Source organism: Pseudonocardia sp. HH130630-07, from assembly GCF_001698125.1.
Taxonomy (GTDB): domain Bacteria; phylum Actinomycetota; class Actinomycetes; order Mycobacteriales; family Pseudonocardiaceae; genus Pseudonocardia.
The window spans coordinates 1905578-1923542 of sequence record NZ_CP013854.1; the positions used below are offsets into that span (position 1 = coordinate 1905578).

Annotated in this window: 16 protein-coding genes and 2 pseudogenes; 10 read left to right on the plus strand and 8 right to left on the minus strand. The window is 76.0% G+C overall.

Annotation, left to right across the window (positions count from 1 at the left end):
• The first annotated feature begins 11 nt into the window (after positions 1 to 11).
• Both AFB00_RS09185 and AFB00_RS09190 read left to right on the plus strand, forming a co-directional pair.
• Positions 12 to 779, plus strand: coding sequence for an ATP-binding cassette domain-containing protein (locus AFB00_RS09185; RefSeq protein WP_068796877.1), 768 nt, complete (start codon positions 12 to 14; stop codon positions 777 to 779).
• The gene (locus AFB00_RS09190) at positions 776 to 2926 is read left to right on the plus strand and encodes a YhgE/Pip domain-containing protein (protein WP_068796878.1); all 2151 of its coding nucleotides are present in this window, start codon (positions 776 to 778) and stop codon (positions 2924 to 2926) included. The genes AFB00_RS09185 and AFB00_RS09190 overlap by 4 nt, the downstream gene beginning before the upstream one ends.
• Positions 2927 to 2933: 7 nt before the next feature.
• Here AFB00_RS09190 and AFB00_RS09195 read toward each other — a convergent pair whose 3' ends face one another.
• The 7 genes from AFB00_RS09195 to acs form a co-directional block, all read right to left on the minus strand.
• Positions 2934 to 4118: a pyridoxal phosphate-dependent aminotransferase gene (locus AFB00_RS09195; RefSeq protein WP_231974293.1), complete on the minus strand. Its 1185-nt coding sequence runs from the start codon at positions 4116 to 4118 to the stop codon at positions 2934 to 2936.
• 207 nt (positions 4119 to 4325) lie between these two features.
• Positions 4326 to 4526: a hypothetical protein gene (locus tag AFB00_RS09200; protein WP_068796879.1), complete on the minus strand. Its 201-nt coding sequence runs from the start codon at positions 4524 to 4526 to the stop codon at positions 4326 to 4328.
• Between the two features lie 211 nt (positions 4527 to 4737).
• Entirely contained in the window at positions 4738 to 6006 is a 1269-nt protein-coding gene (purD, locus tag AFB00_RS09205; protein WP_068796880.1) for a phosphoribosylamine--glycine ligase, read from the minus strand.
• Positions 6007 to 6067: 61 nt separating this feature from the next.
• Positions 6068 to 7000 carry an alpha/beta fold hydrolase gene (locus AFB00_RS09210; RefSeq protein WP_068796881.1) on the minus strand — a complete coding sequence of 311 codons (933 nt, stop codon included), beginning with the start codon at positions 6998 to 7000 and terminating at the stop codon, positions 6068 to 6070.
• A gap of 3 nt (positions 7001 to 7003) precedes the next feature.
• The gene (locus tag AFB00_RS09215; RefSeq protein ID WP_068796882.1) at positions 7004 to 7537 is read right to left on the minus strand and encodes a phage holin family protein; all 534 of its coding nucleotides are present in this window, start codon (positions 7535 to 7537) and stop codon (positions 7004 to 7006) included.
• Positions 7538 to 7667: 130 nt separating this feature from the next.
• Positions 7668 to 8096, minus strand: a complete 429-nt coding sequence (gene arfB, locus AFB00_RS09220) for an alternative ribosome rescue aminoacyl-tRNA hydrolase ArfB (protein ID WP_068800145.1) — start codon at positions 8094 to 8096, stop codon at positions 7668 to 7670.
• A gap of 97 nt (positions 8097 to 8193) precedes the next feature.
• The gene (gene acs / locus AFB00_RS09225; RefSeq protein ID WP_068796883.1) at positions 8194 to 10170 is read right to left on the minus strand and encodes an acetate--CoA ligase; all 1977 of its coding nucleotides are present in this window, start codon (positions 10168 to 10170) and stop codon (positions 8194 to 8196) included.
• 153 nt (positions 10171 to 10323) lie between these two features.
• On the opposite strand from acs, the gene AFB00_RS09230 reads away from it, so the two are divergent.
• Positions 10324 to 11076: an oxidoreductase gene (locus AFB00_RS09230; protein ID WP_068796884.1), complete on the plus strand. Its 753-nt coding sequence runs from the start codon at positions 10324 to 10326 to the stop codon at positions 11074 to 11076.
• A gap of 414 nt (positions 11077 to 11490) precedes the next feature.
• On the opposite strand, the gene AFB00_RS09235 is transcribed toward AFB00_RS09230, so the two are convergent.
• Positions 11491 to 12399, minus strand: coding sequence for an HAD family hydrolase (locus AFB00_RS09235; RefSeq protein ID WP_068800146.1), 909 nt, complete (start codon positions 12397 to 12399; stop codon positions 11491 to 11493).
• A gap of 535 nt (positions 12400 to 12934) precedes the next feature.
• On the opposite strand from AFB00_RS09235, the gene ssd reads away from it, so the two are divergent.
• The 7 genes and pseudogenes from ssd to AFB00_RS36135 form a co-directional block, all read left to right on the plus strand.
• Complete coding sequence (gene ssd / locus AFB00_RS09240) at positions 12935 to 14023, plus strand: septum site-determining protein Ssd (protein WP_068796885.1); 1089 nt, start codon at positions 12935 to 12937, stop codon at positions 14021 to 14023.
• Positions 14024 to 14028: 5 nt separating this feature from the next.
• Positions 14029 to 15176 (plus strand): annotated as a pseudogene (locus AFB00_RS09245) (TadA family conjugal transfer-associated ATPase).
• Complete coding sequence (locus tag AFB00_RS09250; RefSeq protein WP_083275383.1) at positions 15170 to 16045, plus strand: type II secretion system F family protein; 876 nt, start codon at positions 15170 to 15172, stop codon at positions 16043 to 16045. Before AFB00_RS09245 ends, AFB00_RS09250 begins: the two are co-directional and overlap by 7 nt.
• 19 nt (positions 16046 to 16064) lie before the next feature.
• Positions 16065 to 16778 (plus strand): type II secretion system F family protein, encoded by a 714-nt coding sequence (locus AFB00_RS09255; protein WP_068796886.1) that lies wholly within the window; start codon positions 16065 to 16067, stop codon positions 16776 to 16778.
• A 57-nt stretch (positions 16779 to 16835) separates the two neighbouring features.
• Positions 16836 to 17030 (plus strand): DUF4244 domain-containing protein, encoded by a 195-nt coding sequence (locus tag AFB00_RS09260; RefSeq protein ID WP_068796887.1) that lies wholly within the window; start codon positions 16836 to 16838, stop codon positions 17028 to 17030.
• Entirely contained in the window at positions 17008 to 17397 is a 390-nt protein-coding gene (locus AFB00_RS09265; RefSeq protein WP_156819462.1) for a TadE family type IV pilus minor pilin, read from the plus strand. The genes AFB00_RS09260 and AFB00_RS09265 overlap by 23 nt, the downstream gene beginning before the upstream one ends.
• Before the next feature lie 5 nt (positions 17398 to 17402).
• Positions 17403 to 17708: pseudogene (locus AFB00_RS36135) on the plus strand (Rv3654c family TadE-like protein); the annotation flags it as partial.
• Between the last annotated feature and the right edge of the window lie 257 nt (positions 17709 to 17965).

Consider the following 17965-nt stretch of genomic DNA (forward strand, 5'->3'; position numbering starts at 1 on the left):
CCGGGACCGTCATGACCTGCCCTGAAGCACCTGAACCCGACTCCGGCGCACCCACCGGAGCCGCCCTCCCCGAGGGGATCGTCGCCGACGGCGTCTCCGTCCGCGGGGCGCACGGGCCACTGCTCGAACCGACCTCGCTGCACGCCCCGCGCGGCCGCGTCGTGGTCGTCGCCGGGCCGCCCGGATCCGGGCACACCGCGCTCGCCCTGTGCCTGGCCGGGCGGATGCGCCCGAGCACCGGCCGGGTCACCCTGGACGGCGGCGACACCGCCGACCGCCTGCGCCGCGCCGTCGCCGTCGTCGACACCCCCGGGGTGAGCGAGCCGGAGCCGGTGCTGCCGCTGCGCACCGTCGTCGGCGAGGAGCTGGCGATGGCCGGGCGCGGCACCCTCCCCCGCTCCGTCGTGGCCTGGCTCGACGAGCGCGGTGCCGGACAGTGGGCCCGGACCCGGTTCGAGGACGTCCCGGCACCGGTCCGGATCACGCTGATGACCGGGCTCGCCGCGTCCCGGCCGGGTACGGAGGTGCTCGTCCTGACCGCACCGGACCGGCACGGCGGGACCCCGGCGGCCTGGTGGCAGGTGGCGTGCGAGCAGGCCGGTGCGGGCCTCGCCGTGGTCGTGACCTGCGCGGAGAGCACGGCGGCGCTGCTCGGCGTCCCCGTCGTGCGCCTCGGCGGTCACGGCCCGGACCCGGTCGTCGAGAGCGCCGGGCGGCACACCCGCCCGATCCCCCGCATCCCGGCCGGCACCACCGACGATCCGGAGCAGACCCGATGAGCGCGATCCGGATGGCCGTCAGCGAGCTGCGGCGGATCACCGCCGGACGCCTGCCGGTGCTGGCCGTACTGGCCCTGCTGCTGGTCCCGATGCTCTACGCGGGTTTCTACCTCTACGCCAACGGCGACCCGTACTCCCGCCTCGACCGGGTCCCGGCCGCGCTCGTCGTCGAGGACGCGGGCGGGACCGACGCGGACGGCGACCCGCAGAACGTCGGCGAGGAGGTCGCCCGCAACCTGGAGGAGTCCGGCTCGTTCGACTTCCACCGGGTGTCGGCCGCCGACGCCGACCGCGGCGTCCGCGACAGCTCCTACACCTTCGCGCTGACCCTGCCCCGCGACTTCACCGCGGCCCTGCGGTCGTCGGCGGACCTCGCGCCCCGCCAGGGCGTCATGGTGCTGACCACCAACGACGCCAACAACTACCTGGTCCGCACGATCGCCGACACCCTCACCACGAAGGTGCGCCAGTCGGTGGCGCAGCAGGTCGGCACCGAGGCCGCGGACACCTTCCTCACCGGCTTCTCGACGATCTACGCCAAGACCCAGGAGGCCGCGAACGGCGCGGGCGAGCTGGCGTCCGGCGCGACCCGGGCGCACGACGGTGCCGCGCAGCTGGCCTCCGGGGCGGACGAGCTGGCGTCCGGCCAGCGCCGCCTGCTCGGCGGCGCCCAGCAGCTCTCCGGCGGGGCGGGCGAGCTCGCCACCGGGGCGGGCACGCTCGCCGGCGGGGCGGGCACCGCGGCGGCCGGCGCGGACCGGCTCGGGGCGGGCGCCGGTGAGCTGGCGACCGGTCTCGGGACACTGCGCGACGCCACTGCCGAGCTGCCCCAGCAGTCCCGCCGGCTCGCCGGCGGCGCCCGGCAGGTCGCCGACGGCAACGCCCAGCTGGCCGACGCCGGGGACCGGGTCGCACAGGAGAGCGCACGACTGGCCGCGGACCTCGACGCCGCCGACGGCGCGATCGCGGCCGCGCTGCGCGAGCGTGGGTTCACCGAGGAGCAGGTGCAGCAGGCGCTGGCCGCGCTCGCCACCGCGAAGCAGCCGCTGCAGCAGGGCAACGAGCGTGTCCAGCAGGTCTCCGGCCAGCTCGACCGGCTCGGCTCGGGCGCCCGGCAGGTCGCGGACGGTGCGGAGCAGCTCGCCGGGTCCGCGCCGCAGCTGAGCTCGGGGATCGCGAGCGCCGCCGACGGCGCGGGCACGCTGCGCGACGGGGCGTCCGAGCTGTCCGGCGGCGTGCGACGGCTCGCCGACGGCGCGACGCAGCTGTCCACCGGGGCGACCGCCCTGCGCACCGGCGCGCAGCAGCTCACCGACGGCGAGCGCACCGCCGTGGAGGGCACCGACCGGCTCGCCGCCGGCGCGCACCAGCTCGACTCGGGCACCGGCGAGCTCGCGGACGGGGCCGGCCGGTTGCGCGACGGCCTGGCCGACGGTCTCGGGCAGATCCCGAACCCGGAGCCGGGCGTCCGCGACGCCACCGCCCGCACCATCGGCGACCCGGTCGCCACCCGCGACGTCGCGTACACCCAGGCCGACACCTACGGCGCCGGGCTCGCACCGTTCTTCATGGCGCTCGCCACCTGGATCGGCGGCTACGTGCTGTTCCTGCTGGTCCAGCCGTTGTCGCGGCGGGCGATCGCGGCCGGTCAGAGCCCGCTGCGGGTCGCGCTCGGCGGCTGGATCCCGGCCGGCCTGCTGGGTGTGGCCCAGGTGACGGGCATGTACGCCGTCGTCGTGTTCGCCCTGGGCATCACGCCGGTGCACCCGCTCGCGACGTACGGGTTCCTCTGCCTGGTCTCGGTCGTCTTCACCGCGATCGTGCACGCGCTCAACGCCTGGCTGGGCAGCGTCGGGCAGTTCCTCGGCCTGGTGCTGATGGTGCTGCAGCTGGTCTCGGCGGGCGGGACGTTCCCCTGGCAGACGATCCCGGAACCGCTCTACCCGGTGCACTACCTGATGCCGATGGGCTACGCGGTCGACGCGTTGCGGCACCTCATGTACGGCGGTGAGCTGGCCGGGGTCGTCGGGACCGCGGTCCCGGTGCTGGCCGGGTGGTTCGCGCTCGCCGTGCTCGTCGCCACGCTGGCGGCGCGGCGGCAGCGGGTGTGGACCCCGGCGACGGTGAAACCCGAGCTGGTGCTGTGAGCGGGGCTCAGATCCAGGCGCGCAGCCGGTCGAGGGCCTCGACGATCGTCTCGGACGCACCCGCGCAGGAGAACCGGATGTAGTTCCCGCCGTCGACCGGGTCGAAGTCCTGTCCAGGGGCGACCGCGATGCCGGTCTCGGCGAGCAGCCGGTAGGTCAGCCCCATCGAGTCCTCGCCGGGGCGCAGCAGGTGCCCGACGTCGGCGTAGACGTAGAACGCGCCGTCGGCCGGGGCGAGCCGCTCGATGCCGAGCGCGGGCAGCCCGCCGAGCAGCAGGTCGCGGTTGTGCCCGTAGCGGACCACGTGCGCGTCCGCCTCGGCGTAGCTGACCTCGTCGAACGCCGCGATCGCCGCGTGCTGCGGCAACGCGGGCGGGCAGACGGTGAAGTTGCCGGCCAGCCCCTCGACCGTGCGGCGCAGCCGTGGCGGGCACACCAGCCAGCCGAGCCGCCAGCCGGTCATCGAGAAGTACTTGGAGAACGAGTTGACGAGCACGGCCTCGCCGGAGGTCTCCCGCGCCGACGCCGTCGCGGGGCTGCCCGCGAACGTGATGCCGTGGTAGATCTCGTCGCTGATCAGCTGGATCCCGCGGTCCTCGCAGTACGTGGCGAGCGCCGCCAGCTCGGCCGGTTCCAGGATCGTCCCGGTCGGGTTGGCCGGGCTGGCGAGGATCAGGCCCTTCACCGGCTCGTCCAGGGCGTCGAGCATCTCCACCGTCGGCTGGAACCGGGTCTGCGGCCCGCACGGGAGCTCCACGACCTCGCAGCCGAGCGCGGAGAGGATGTTGCGGTAGCAGGGGTAGCCGGGCCTGGCCAGCGCGACGCGGTCCCCGGCGTCGAACGCGGACAGGAAGGCCAGCAGGAAGCCGCCGGACGACCCGGTCGTGACGACGACCTCGGACGGGTCGATCTCCAGGCCGCGGGTGCGGCGGTAGTGACCGGAGACGGCCTCGCGCAGCTCCCGGATGCCGGGGGCGACGGTGTAGCCGAGCACCTGCTCCTGCAACGCCGCCGCCGCGGCGGCCCGCACCGGTTCCGGTGCCGGGGTGGACGGCTGCCCGGCGGAGAGGTTCACCAGGTCACCGTGGGTACGTTCGCGCTCGGCGGCGGCGGCCCAGACGTCCATCACGTGGAACGGGGCGACGGCGGCGCGGGCCGCGACGGTGAACTGTGCAGCGGTGGATCCGGTCACGACCCCAGGGTAGGCGGCCCGGCTGCGCACCGGCCCGCCACTGCCCCGCGGTGCAACGCACCCGCCCACCGGAGCACCGTGCGCCCGGCCGGGAGCCCAGGCCGGGCGCACGGGTCGGTGCTCACCCCACCAGCCGATGCACTCATGGAGCTCGAGCCCGGCCACACCGGGCCGAAGCTCCATGAGTGACCCCGGCCGAGGGGAGGGTTACTCCGCCTCGAAGCCCAGGGCGTCGACCACGGCGCCGATCTGGGCGTCGGTGTCGGCGACGGTCTCGTCGAGGTACTCGGCGACCGGGGTCAGCTCGGCGGCCTGGGCCGAACCGGTGAAGGCCAGGGTGGCGAGCGGCGCGGCGATCGCGGCGCCCACGATCGCGAGGGTGCGGCGGCGGCGGGGAGCGGTGGCCATGGTGGATCCTCCTGTGACTCGCGGGCACCGGCTGTGCCCGTCGTGACCAGGACGATTCCGTCATCCACCGGCGGAGATCAATCTCCGGTGTCCGGTTTTACCCCGTCTTCACCAGCTCCGTACACCGGCGCCGCCGTCCGACCGGAACCCGCACGTCACCGCCGTTAGGACCAGCGTCACTAGGCCATTCGGCGGCAACACCGCGGAAACGTCACCCGGTCGCGTCCGGCACCCGGATCTCGCCGCGCTCGGCCTTCAGCGCGATGTCGGTCCGCTGGTGCGATCCGGCCAGCCGGATCGGTTCGAGACGCGCGTAGGCGTCGACGCGGGCCGCGGCGAGGTCCGCGCCGGTCCCGACGACCGACAGCACCCGCCCGCCGGAGGAGACGACCGCGCCGTCGTCGCGGCGCCGGGTACCGGCGTGCAGCACGCCCGCGGCGTCGGCCCCGGTGACGACGTCACCGAGCCGGGGGGTGGCCGGGTAGCCCTCCGCCGCGACGACGACCGTCACCGCGGACCCGTCCGCCCACTCCAGCGGCGGGTGGTCGGCCAGGGTGCCGGTGGCCGTGGCGTGCAGCAGCCCGGCCAGCGGGGTGCGCAGCAGGGCGAGCACGGCCTGGGTCTCGGGGTCCCCGAACCGGCAGTTGAACTCGATGACGGCCGGCCCCTGCGACGTCATGGCGAGACCGGCGTAGAGCAGGCCGGAGAACGGCGTGCCCCGGTTCACCAGCTCGGCCGCGACCGGGCGGACGATCCGCTCGACGAGGTCGGCGGCCAGGTCGTCACCGGCCCACGGCAGGGGCGCGTAGGCGCCCATCCCGCCGGTGTTGGGGCCGGTGTCGTCGTCGCCGACCCGCTTGAAGTCCTGGGCCGGCAGCAGCGGGACCACGGTGTCGCCGTCGACCAGGCAGAACAGCGACACCTCGGGACCGTCGAGGAACGACTCGAGCAGGGCCGGGTGCCCGGCGTCGAGCAGGCTCAGCGCGTGCGCGCGGGCCACCTCGAGGTCCGGGGACACCACGACGCCCTTCCCGGCGGCGAGGCTGTCGTCCTTCACGACGTAGGGCGGGGTGAACACGCCGAGCGCGGTCTCCAGGTGCGCCGGGTTGTCCACCACCACCGAGGACGCCGTGGGCACGCCCGCGGCGCTCATCACGGCCTTGGCGAACGCCTTCGACCCCTCGATCCGGGCGGCCTCGCGGCCGGGCCCGAAGCAGGCGAAGCCGGCGGCCCGGACGGCGTCCGCGGCCCCGTTCACCAGCGGCCCCTCCGGACCGATGACGACCAGGTCCGCCTGCCAGCTGCGGGCCAGGGCCACGACGGCGTCGTTGTCGGCCACGTCCAGACCCGGGGACTCCGCGACGGCCGCCGTACCCGCGTTACCGGGGGCGCAGGCCAGGGCCGTCACCCCCGGATCCTGCGCCAAGGACACCGAGATGGCGTGCTCTCGCGCGCCGTTACCCACGACCAGGACTCGCACGGTCGTGGAGCGTATCCGTGCACGTCCGGGGCCGGGGAACCGGTATGCGTGTACCGGTCGTTCAGCCGGTCCGCGCCAGGTGGGCGCCGATCAGTGTGCTGACGTGGGTCGGGTGCTCCTGGTGCGGGAAGTGCCCGGTCGCGGGCAGCGCGTGGTGGGTGAACCCGGCACCGGCCCGCCGCTCGGTGCGCCGCATCGTGGAGTCCAGCACGCACGGGTCGTCGGCCCCGTGCACCTGCAGGACGGGGACGCCGACCGGCCCGTCGACCTCGCGGGCGAACCGCCGCCCGTCGGTGCGGAACTGCGACCGCACCGACCACCGGTAGTACTCCAGCGCGCAGTGCGCGACCGCGGAGATCCGCATCGCGTCCCGGTTGCGGGCCACCGCCTCGGCGAAGTCGGCGGTGCCGGCCCACTCGGTACCGGCCCAGCCGCGCATGATCCGCTCGACCCGGTCGGTCCCGCGCAGCGACCGCTCCGGCACCCGGGGCAGCTGGAACCCGGCCATGTAGCGGCTGGCCCGGCCCTGCCCGAGCGGGTCGCGCAGCAGCGCGTCGCGCATCGTCGTCGGGTGCGGGGCACCGAGCCCGGTCAGCGACACGACCAGCCGCGGGTGCAGCGCCGCGACCGTCCACGCGATCGCGGCACCCCAGTCGTGCCCGGCGACGTGCGCCCGCCGCTCCCCCAGCGCCCGGATCAGCCCGGCGCAGTCACCGGCGAGCGTCCACAGGTCGTACCCGCGCGGGGGCTTGTCGGTGTCGCCGTACCCCCGCAGGTCCGGGGCGACCACGCGGTACCCGGCGTCGCCGAGTGCGAGCAGCTGGTGGCGCCAGGTCCACCAGAACTCGGGGAACCCGTGCAGCAGGACGACCAGCGGCCCGTCCTGCGGACCGTGTTCGGCGAGGTGGATGCGGATGCCGTTGGCCGACACCGCGCGATGGGTCCACGGCCCCGGGACCCGTACGACGGCCGGGTCCGGCCGGGCACCGGACACGTCTCAGCCCGCGGCGGGCCGTCCGGCCGAGGAGTCCGACAGCTCGCGGACGCCGCGGTCGTCGCCGCCGGAGTCACCGCGGCCGCGCTGGGTCAGCACCTGCGCGGAGTCCTTCAGCGAGTCGATCGTGCGCTCGGGCTTGCGGATCTTGCGGACCCGCAGGTAGCCGAGGAAGCCGAAGAGCCCCGCGGCCAGCAGCATGACGAGGAAGGTGATCCCGAAACCGGCCGCACGGTTGAGCCACAGCGACAGGAACTCGGCGAGGGTGAAGAACAGGTAGAACAGGCTGAACAGCCCGATCACCGCGGCGATCACGAAGAAGACGCTGCCCTGGACGCCCTTCTTCACCTCGGCCGTGACCTCGGCCTTGGCCAGCTCCACCTCGGAGCGGACCAGCGTCGAGAGGTGCGTCGTCACGTCCTTGGCGAGCGCGCCGAGCGAGGCGTCGCGCGGTCCCGGCTCCGGTGAGAGCGGGATCGAGGGCAGGACGGGCGGAACCTCCGCGCTACCGGACTGGCTGTTGCTGGCCACCGTCAACCCTCCTGCACCCTCCGCCTCCGGAGGGTGTGTCCCCGGACGCCTGTAGATCGCGTGAGCCGCCATCGTGCCACGGGGATACCGCCCCTGCTCGGCTGCGCCACGCCGCTCCGGGCGGCGGGTTCGATCCTCACTCGTCGGGACGGCGCCGGAGTTGCTTGGTGTTCCCCCGGCGGGTCTTCGCGTCGAGCCTGCGGCGCCGCGATCCGGCCGTCGGCCGGGTGGGACGACGGCGGCGCGGGCCGCTCGCGGTCGCCTCACCGAGGACGGCGGCGAGCCGGTCGCGGGCCGCCTCCCGGTTCCGGAGCTGGCTGCGGTGCTCGGCCGCGGTGATCGTCAGGACGCCGTCGACCAGCCGCCCGGCCAGCCGTTCCAGCGCCCGTTCCCGCAGGTCGTCGGGCACGCTCGGGGAGCGCGCGACGTCGAAGGACAGCTCGGCGCGGGAGTCGGTGGTGTTCACCGACTGGCCACCGGGGCCGGACGCCCGGGAGAACCGCCAGCGCAGCTCGCGGGCCGGGACGACGAAGCCGCGCCGCACCTCGATCCCGCCGTCGTCCATGCGGTTCATTGTGCGGTGCACATGGGGATCATTGTGCGGTGCACATGTGGATCGTTGTGCGGCGCGGCCGTCACGTCGTCACGCGGTCACGCCGGGATCACTCCTCCTTGGCGTCCTGCATGCCGTCGCTGATCATGTCCATCACCGACGAGTCGGCCAGCGTCGAGACGTCGCCGACCTCGCGGTTCTCCGCCACGTCGCGCAGCAGCCGGCGCATGATCTTCCCGGAGCGGGTCTTCGGCAGCTCCTCCACGACCATGATCTGGCGCGGCTTGGCGATCGGGCCGATCTCGGAGGACACGTGGTCGCGCAGCGCCTTGAGCGCCGCCTCGCCCTTCGCCTCGTCCGTGGCCGACGCACCGCGCAGGATCACGAACGCGACGATGCCCTGGCCGGTCGTCTCGTCGGACGCGCCGACGACCGCCGCCTCGGCCACCGTGGGGTGGCTGACCAGCGCCGACTCCACCTCGGTGGTCGAGATGCGGTGCCCGGAGATGTTCATGACGTCGTCGACCCGGCCGAGCAGCCAGATCGCGCCGTCGGCGTCGTACTTGGCGCCGTCCCCGGCGAAGTAGTAGCCCTGCTCGGCGAACCGGGACCAGTAGGTCTCCTGGTAGCGCTCGTCGTCGCCCCAGATGCCGCGCAGCATCGACGGCCACGGCTGGTCCAGCACGAGGTAGCCGCCCTCGCCGTTGCCGACCGGCGTCCCGGAGTCGTCGACGACGGTGGCCGAGACCCCCGGCAGCGGCCGCATCGCCGATCCCGGCTTGGCCGCGGTCACGCCGGGCAGCGGCGCGATCATCTGGGCCCCGGTCTCGGTCTGCCACCAGGTGTCGACGATCGGGCAGCGCTCGCCGCCGATCTTCTCCCGGAACCACATCCAGGCCTCGGGGTTGATCGGCTCCCCGACCGTGCCGAGGACCTTCAGCGACGAGAGGTCGTACTTCGCGGGGATGTCGTCGCCCCACTTCATGAACGTGCGGATCAGCGTCGGCGCCGTGTAGTAGATCGAGACGCCGTACTTGTCGACGATCTCCCAGTGCCGGCCCTCGTGCGGGGTGTTCGGCGTGCCCTCGTAGACGACCTGCGTCGCGCCGTTCGCCAGCGGGCCGTACACGATGTAGGTGTGCCCGGTGACCCAGCCGATGTCGGCGGTGCACCAGTAGACGCTCTCGCCCGGCTTGTGGTCGAACACGACGTTGTGCGTGTACGCGGCCTGGGTCAGGTACCCGCCGGAGGTGTGCAGGATGCCCTTCGGCTTCCCGGTGGTGCCGGAGGTGTAGAGGATGAACAGCGGGTGCTCGGAGTCGAAGGACTCCGGGGTGTGCGTCTCGGACGCGGAGTCGACGACGTCGTGCCACCAGACGTCGCGGCCGTCGGTCCACGGGACCTCGGTCTCGGTCCGGCGGACGACGAGGACCTTCTCGATCGAGGTGCCCTCGACCGCCTGGTCGGTGTTCTCCTTCATCGGCGCCGGCTTGCCGCGGCGGAACTGGCCGTCGGAGGTGATGAGGACCTTCGCCTCGGCGTCCTCGATCCGGGCCTTCAGCGCCCCGGGCGAGAACCCGCCGAACACGACGCTGTGCAGCGCGCCCAGCCGGGCGCAGGCCAGCATCGAGAAGATGGCCTCGGGGATCATCGGCAGCTGGATCGCGACCCGGTCGCCGGCGCCGACGCCCAGCTCGGCCAGCGCGTTCGCGGTCTTGGAGACCTCGGCCTTGAGGTCGGCGTAGGTGATCGTGCGGCTGTCGCCCGGCTCACCCTCCCAGTGGATCGCGACGCGGTCGCCGTTGCCCTCGTCGACGTGCCGGTCGGCGCAGTTGTATGCGACGTTCAGCTCGCCACCGACGAACCACTTCGCGTACGGCGGCTGCCAGTCGAGGACCGCGTCCCACTCCTTGGTCCAGTGCAGGCGCTGCGCCTGCTCGGCCCAGAAACCCTCGCGGTCGGCGTCGGCCCGGTCGTACCAGTCGGCGGTGGCGTTGGCCTGGGCCGCGAACTCCTCCGACGGCGGGAACGACCGGTTCTCCGTGGACAGTGCGCTCAGTGCGCTGCTCTTCTCGGATTCGACCATGTCCTGCGTCCTCCTCGATGGGGCGGCGATAGGGGCCCGGAAACGGCCTCGGGCGCACGGGGGTGCGCACACGTGTGCGGTCCGACGCTAGTGAACCGCAAGATCATCCGCACCGTCAGGGCGGACAGGTGGTCGCTTTGGCACCATGACGGCATGGCTCGCACCGCCCAGGAGGACCCGCTCGCCCCGCTCGCGGCGCTGCCCGGCGTACCCGAGGCGGTGGCCAGGGCCCGGGACGCGACGACCGGCGTGCACAACCAGCCGGTCAACCGCCGTGGCTGGCCGGCGACGGCGGCCGAGGCCGCGCTGCGGGCGGCCCGGTCCTCGGCGGCGCTGGACGGCGCCCCGCTGCAGCCGGCCACCGCCGACCACGTGTCCGACCCGGTACTGGCGGGCGCGGTCCGGATCGCCGACGAGCGCGCCCGGCTCGTCGAGACCTGGGAGCGTGCGCCGCTGCAGGCGCTGGCCCGGCTGCACGTGCTGGCCGCCACCGATCTCGTCCCGGCGGCCGAGCACACCGCCCGGCTGGGGCGGCCCCGCGACGGCGCGTCGGGCCGGTTGTCGCTGCTCGCCGACCTGCTCGGCGGCGGGACGTCGGTGCCGGCGCCGGTGCTCGTCGCCGTCGTGCACGGCGAACTGCTGACGCTGCGGCCGTTCGGCACCGCGGACGGCGTCGTCGCCCGCGCCGCGGCCCGGCTCACCGCGATGACCTCCGGGCTCGACCCCCGTGGCCTGTCGGTCCCGGAGGTCGGATTCCTGCGCCGGCCCACCGAGTACCGGGCCGCGGCGGAGGCGTTCGCCACCGGGTCGGCCGAGGGGCTGACCGGATGGATCGTCCACACCTGCACCGAGTGGGAGGCCGGGGCGCGCGAGGGCCTGTCGATCGCCGCGGCGCAGTCCGCCTGAGACCCGGCCGGCGGAAAAGGAGCCGGACGGCGCCCCTCGGAGAGCACCGCCCGGCCCGACGCGAGAACCGGGGTCCTGTTCGTGCACTACGTGTCGTGTCCGGTGGCCTCGGCGCCCGGCGTCCCGGTGCGCAGGCCCACGACGACATGCCTCCCGCGGCGTGCTCGGCGTGGAGCACCCGGCTCTCGCGTACGGAGCCCGGCCGGGGGAGACGGGCTCTTCTCCTCCGAACCGCCCCTGGCCTGACCGGGGTCCGTGCCCTCGTTCCTAGTCCTGCCCGGCGGTGGCGGACAACCCGCGCGCAGGTGCACCGGTTCAGCAACGGTGGGTGAACGCCGGGGCCACCCGTCCGTTCCGCGCTCTCGCCCGGACGGCCGTCGCGGGGCCGCGGGTCACGGGACCCCCGCGGCGGGTTCACCGGCTCCGGCGGGCGAGGAGGATCCCGGCCGCGAGCGCCGCGAGGACCCCGCCGGCCGCGAGCACCACCGGCAGCTCCGGCTCCCGCCGCGACGCCGAGGCGGCCCCGCCGAGCGCGCCCGCTCCGGCCGCGTCCGCCGGGAACCGGTCGGAGAGGCGGTCGCGCAGCCGGGACAGCCGGTCCCGCCGCGACGCGGCGCGGACGAACCGCAGCACCGGCCAGCCGCGCTCCCGGGCGACCGCCCGCAGCTCCCGGTCCGGGTTGACGACGGCGGGCTGCCCGACCACCTCGAGCAGCGGCAGGTCGGTGATCGAGTCGGTGTAGGCCGCGCAGCGCGACAGGTCGAACCCGGACTCGGCCGCGATCTCCCGGGCCGCCTCGGCCTTGCCGGCGCCGTAGCAGTAGAAGTCGATCTCGCCGGAGTAGCGGCCGTCGTCGATCCGCATGGTGGTGGCGCGGAACCGCTCGATCCCGATCAGCCCGGCGATCGGCTCCACGACCTCCAGCCCGGACGCCGAGAGCAGCACGATCTCCGAGCCCTGCTCCCGGAACCGCTCGATCATCCGGACCGCCTCCGGGTACACCAGCGGGCCGACGACCTCCTGCAGGGTCTCCGCGACGATCTCGCTGACCCGGCGCACCTCCCAGCCCCGGCTGATCAGGGTCATCCGGCGGCGCAGCGTGTCCATCGTCGCCGCGTCGGCGCCGGAGAGCACCAGCAGCAGCTGCGCCCACACACCGCGCGCCACGGTGGCCCGGTCGATCAGCCCGTGCCGGGCGAACGGCCGGGCGAACGCCAGCGCGCTGGACCCGGCGATCAGCGTGTTGTCCAGGTCGAGGAACACCGCCTGCGGCACCGCATCGGCCGGGACGTCGGGTCGGGGGTCGGTGGGGAGGGCGGGCACCCGTCCAGCGTGCCCGATCCCGGTGGCCGCGCGACGGGCGGTGCCCGCCTCACCCCGCAGCGGCACCCGGTGACACCGGGTACACGGCGACCGCCCGGTCCCACCCGTCGGTGGCGTCGTGGACCACCCGGTCGGGCGCGCTCCGGTGCCCGCGCCGCCGGACCGGTCAGCGCAGGCCACGGCGGAGGTATGGGCGCGAACCGGCACTTCCGGCTACAGTTGGGTGAGCTCGGACCTGGTCCGGGCGGGTTCAGCTCGACCCCCCGGGGCTGAACCACCGACGGCCCTCGCCAATCCCCCTGGCGGGGGCCGTCCCATGTCCGGCGTCCGGCCCGTCTCCTGTCTTGGGGACCCCCGGACTCGATCTTCCCGGACCGGTCCGACGGTTCCGGGCGCCCGGAGCGGATCCATCCACAGGTTCGGCCCGAGTCGCCGAGTTGTCCACAGGTTTGCGGTCGACCCGTCTCCGGGGCCCGTCCGGCCCCAGGCTCGATGTCGGGGCCCGCACCGGCGGGCCGCGACGGAGGGGGACCCCATGGACCGGCGCTGCCTGATCGTGGCCGACGACCCGGACGTGCTCGACGCGCTGCTGCGACTCGCCGCGGCCGCCGACATGGACGCGCTGCGGGCCGCCGACGCGGTCGACGCCCGGCGGGCGTGGGCCGGCGCCGCGGTGGTCCTGCTCGACCGGGCCGGGGCCGTCCGCTGTCACGACGCGGGCCTCCCCCGCCGGGACGGGGTGGTGATCGCGGTGGCCGGGGAACCGGCGGCCGCCGACTGGCGCACGGCCGTCGTGCTGGGCGCCGACCGGGTGGTGCAGCTCCCGCAGGGCGAGGCCGGCCTGGCCGGGTTGCTCGACGACGCGCGGGAACGCGCCGGCGCCACCGGGCGGCCCGGGCGGGTCCTCGCCGTCGTCGGCGGCTGCGGTGGTGCGGGGGCCTCGGTGCTCGCGACCGCCGTCGCGGTCACCGCGGCCCGGTCCGGGGATGCGTTGCTGGTCGACTGCGACCCGCTCGGCGGCGGGCTCGACCTGCTGGTGGGGATCGAGCAGGAGCAGGGCCTGCGGTGGCCCGACCTCGCCGTCGGGGACGGGCGGATCCGGGCCGCCGCACTGCACGCCGCCCTCCCCACCGCGGGTGCGCGCGGCGCGGCGCTCTCGGTGCTGTCCTGTGCCCGGGCCGCCCACGGCCCGGAGCCGGCGGCCGTCACCGCGGTGCTCGACTCCGGGCGGCGGGCCGGCGGCACCGTGGTCTGCGACCTGCCGCGGTACCCGACCGACGCCGCGCTGGCCGCGATCGGCGCCGCGGAGCTGACCGTCCTGGTCGTGCCGTCGACGCTGCGGGGCAGCGCCGCCGCGGCCCGGGTCGCCGAGCTGCTGGCCGAGCACGCGCGGGTGGTCGAGCTGGTGGTGCGGGGACCGGCACCGGGCGGCCTCACCCCCGACGAGATCGCCGGCTCCCTCGGTCTGCCCCTGCTGGCCGCCATGCGCTCGGAGCGCGACCTCACCGCCGCGCTGGAACGCGGCCGGACCCCCGGTACCGGCCGTGGCCCGCTCACCGGTGCGGCGGGCGTCGTCTGCGCCCGGTTGTCCGCCACCGGTCGTGATCTGCGGGCGGCGTCGTGAACCCGATGGTCGACCGCGTCCGGGCCCGCCTGGCCGACGCCGGAGGGGAGACCGGCCCGGCCGCCGTCGCTGCGGCGGTGCGGGCCGAGGCGGGCGGGGTCGCGTCGGATCTCGACGTGCTCGCCGCCCTGCGGACGCTGCGCCAGGAGTTCACCGGCGCCGGCCCGCTGGACGCGCTGCTGCGCGACCCGGCCACCACCGACGTGCTCGTCACGGCGCCCGACGCGGTGTGGGTCGACCGCGGTGACGGCCTGCGCCGCAGCTCGGTCGTCTTCCCCGGGGAGGACGCCGTCCGCCGCCTCGCGCAGCGGCTGGCCCTGGCCGCCGGGCGCCGGCTGGACGACGCGAGCCCGTGCGTCGACGGCCGTCTCGCCGAGGCCGGGGTCCGGCTGCACGCCGTGCTCCCGCCGGTGGCCGCCGCGGGCACCGCGATCTCGCTGCGGGTGCTGCGCCCCGCCAGCCACGACATGGCGGCCCTGCGCCGGACCGGGACCTTCGACGCCGACCGGGAGAACCTGCTGCGCGCGATCGTCGCCGCCCGGCTGGCGATGCTCGTCTCCGGCGGGACCGGCAGCGGCAAGACCACGGTCCTCAACGCGTTGCTGGGTGCGGTCGACCCGTCCGAACGTCTGGTCACCGTCGAGGACGCCGAGGAGCTGCGCCCGCGCCCCCGCACGTCGTCCGGCTGGTCGCGCGCCCGCCGAACATCGAGGGGTCCGGCGGGATCGGGCTGCGCGACCTCGTCCGGCAGGCGTTGCGGATGCGGCCGGACCGCCTCGTCGTCGGCGAGGTGCGTGGCGCCGAGGTCGGTGACCTCCTGGCGGCGATGAACACCGGCCACGACGGCGGTGCCTGCACCGTGCACGCCAACTCGGTGCGCGAGATCCCGGCGCGGATGCGCGCCCTGGCGGGCCTCGGCGGCATGGCACCGGCGGCGCTCGACGGGCAGCTCGCCGCGGCCGTCCAGGTCGTGCTGCAGATGCGCCGGCACCCGGGCGTCGGGCGCGTGCTGGACGAGATCGGCGTGCTCTGCCGGGGCGCCGACGGAGCGCTGCGGGTCGAGGCCGCCTGGACCCGCGCGTCGGGTGCCGGGCCGGGCCTGGCCGAGCTGCGGGCGTTGCTGCACGAACGCGGGATCGGTGCGCCGTGCTGAGCGGGCCGCACGCCGTGCTCGCCGTCGCGGTGCCGACCGCGGGGCCCGGCGCATCCGGAGCCCCCGCGGTGCGGGCGGCCGCCGTGCTGGTGCTCCTCGCGACCGCGCTGCTCGCCGCGCCCGGCCCGGCCGCCCGGCGGCGGCTGCGCACGCTTACCGCGGGGCGGGCGGACGGCCGGATCCGCCGCATCCCGATCACGGTGCTCACCGGCCCCGCCGTCGCCGCGTGCGGCTGGCTGCTGCTCGGCCCCGCCGGGGCGGTGTGCGCCTGCGGTGTCGCCTGGTTCGTCCGCAGGCGGCTGGCGACCCGCCGGGCCGCGGCGCGCGACACGGCGGCCGCCGCCGAGCTGGCCGGTGCGCTGGCCCGGATCACCGACGAGCTGCGCACCGGCGCCCATCCGGCGGCGGCCCTCGCCGGACACGACCACGACGGCCCGGTGGTGCGGGCCCTGATCGAACCGGCGGCGGTGGCGGCCCGGATCGGCGAACCCGTGCCGGACGCGCTGCGCCGGGCCGCGCACGGGCCGGCCGGGCGCGACGTCGAGCGGGTCGCGGCCGCCTGGGACCTGGCCGACCGGCACGGGGTGCCGCTGGCCGCGCTGCTGGACGGCCTGCTCGACGACATCCGCTGGCGGATCGCCCACGGCGCCCGGGTGCGGGCGCAGCTCGCCGGGCCGCGGGCCACCGCGAGCGTGCTGACCGGGCTGCCGCTGGCCGGCATCGGGCTCGGCCAGCTGATGGGGATCGCGCCGCTGGAGGTGCTGCGCACCGGTCTGCACGGACCGCTCCTGCTCGGGGCGGGAGTGCTCCTCACCCTCGGCGGCGCCGCCTGGACCGACCGCATCCTGCGCGCGGCGGTGCCGTCATGAGCGCCGCGGCGGTGTCGTCGTGAGCGCCGCGGCGCTGGGGATCGCCGCCGCGGCCGTGCTGGTCGGCTGCACGCGCCCCGCGTCCGGGCGGCTGCGCCTGGTGCACCGGGCCGCTCCCGGCCGGCCGGCGGAGCGCTCGCGCACCGCGGTACCGGCCCTGCTCGTCCCGGCGGGCGCGGCGCTCGGCTGGGTCGTCGCCGGCCCGGCCGGGGCCGTGGTCGGGGGTCTCGCCGGTGGTGGTGCCGCGGTGCTGCTCGCCCGGCACGGCTCCGGCCGGCGGGACGCCCTCGTCGAGGACGCGGACCTCGCCGCCGCCTGGGATCTGCTCGCCACCTGTCTCGCCACCGGCCTGACCGTTCCGGACGCGGTCGCCGCCGCGGCCCAGAGGCTGCCTGGGGCACCGGGCGCGGCGCTGCGCCGGGTCGCCGGGCTGCTCGTGCTCGGCGCCCCCGCGGAGGACGCCTGGTCCGCCGCGGCCGCGACCCCCGCTCTCGCCGTCTTCGCCCGCGCCGCCGCCCGGTCGGCCGGCACCGGTGCCGCGCTCGGGCGGTCCGCCGCGGCCGAGTCGGTCCGGTTGCGGGCCGGGCTCACCGACCGTGCCGAGGAGCGCGCGCAACGCGCCGCGGTCCGGATCACCGCACCGCTCGGGCTCTGCTTCCTGCCCGCCTTCCTGGTCCTCGGCATCGTGCCGGTCGTGATCGGGCTGGCCGGGGAGGCGTTCGCCCGGTGGTGACACCGGGCACCGAGGACCGGCCCGCGATCCCGCGGGTCCCGACGAAGGAGCACACCGATGACCCGTTCCCCCCACACCGCCCGGCTGGCCGCACTCGCCGTCGACGACGACGGGATGTCCACCGTGGAGTACGCCGTCGGCACGGTCGCCGCCGCGGCCTTCGCGGCGCTGCTCTACGCGATCGTCAGCGGCGACGACATCATGGCCGCGCTCACCGGGATCGTGCAGCGTGCACTGTCCACGACGTTCTGACCCGGTCCGCGACGACACCGGGGCGGTCACCGTCGAGGCGGCGATGGCGCTGGGCACCCTGGTGCTGGTGACCGCCGCGGCGGTGGCCGCCGTCGCGACGGTCGCCGCCGGTGTCCGCTGCACCGACGCCGCCCGGGAGCTGGCCCGGCTCGCCGCTCGTGGCGACGCCGACCAGGGGCGGATCGCCGCGGCCGCGCTCGCACCGGGCGGGGCGGAGACGGAGCTGCGCCTCGGCGGGCAGACCGTCGTCGCGACCGTCCGGGCCCGGCCGGTGGGTCTGCTGCCCCTCGCCGTCGAGGGCTCGTCGGTCGCCGTCACCGAAGCGGGCGTGGGAGCGGCCCCACCCGGTGACGCGGGTGGCGGGTGAACCCGATGGCGGACACGACAGCGGGCCACCGGTTACGCGCGGAGGACGCGGGGGTCGCCTCGGTGTGGGCGGCCACCGCGACCGCCGTCCTGCTGCTCACCGCGGCGGTGTGCGTCGACGTCGCGGCCGCGGTCCGGGCCCGGCACGTCGCCACGGCCGCGGCGGACCTGTCGGCACTGGCCGCGGCCGGGCGATCGGTCGAGGGCGCCGACGCGGCCTGCCGGGCGGCGACCGAGCTGGCCGCCCGCAACGGCGCTCTGCTCACCGACTGCCGGCTCGACGGGTGGGACGCACTCGTCCGGACCCGGGTCGACCGCTCCGGCCTGCTCCCGGTCGCGGGCCCCGCGACCGCCCGGGCCCGTGCCGGTCCGGCACCAGCCGGTGCGCAGACCACGCCCACCGGACCCACGGATGGTCCCGGGCCCGGCAACGGCCTGCTCCCGAGGAGGACACGTGATCATGCTCTCGGCGAACGGTCACCCGTTCCGGGTGAACGGGCGGAGAACACCGCAGCACGCCCGCGTCACGGCCGGGAGGGCCCGGTGGCCCGCTGCGGCGTTGCTTCGTC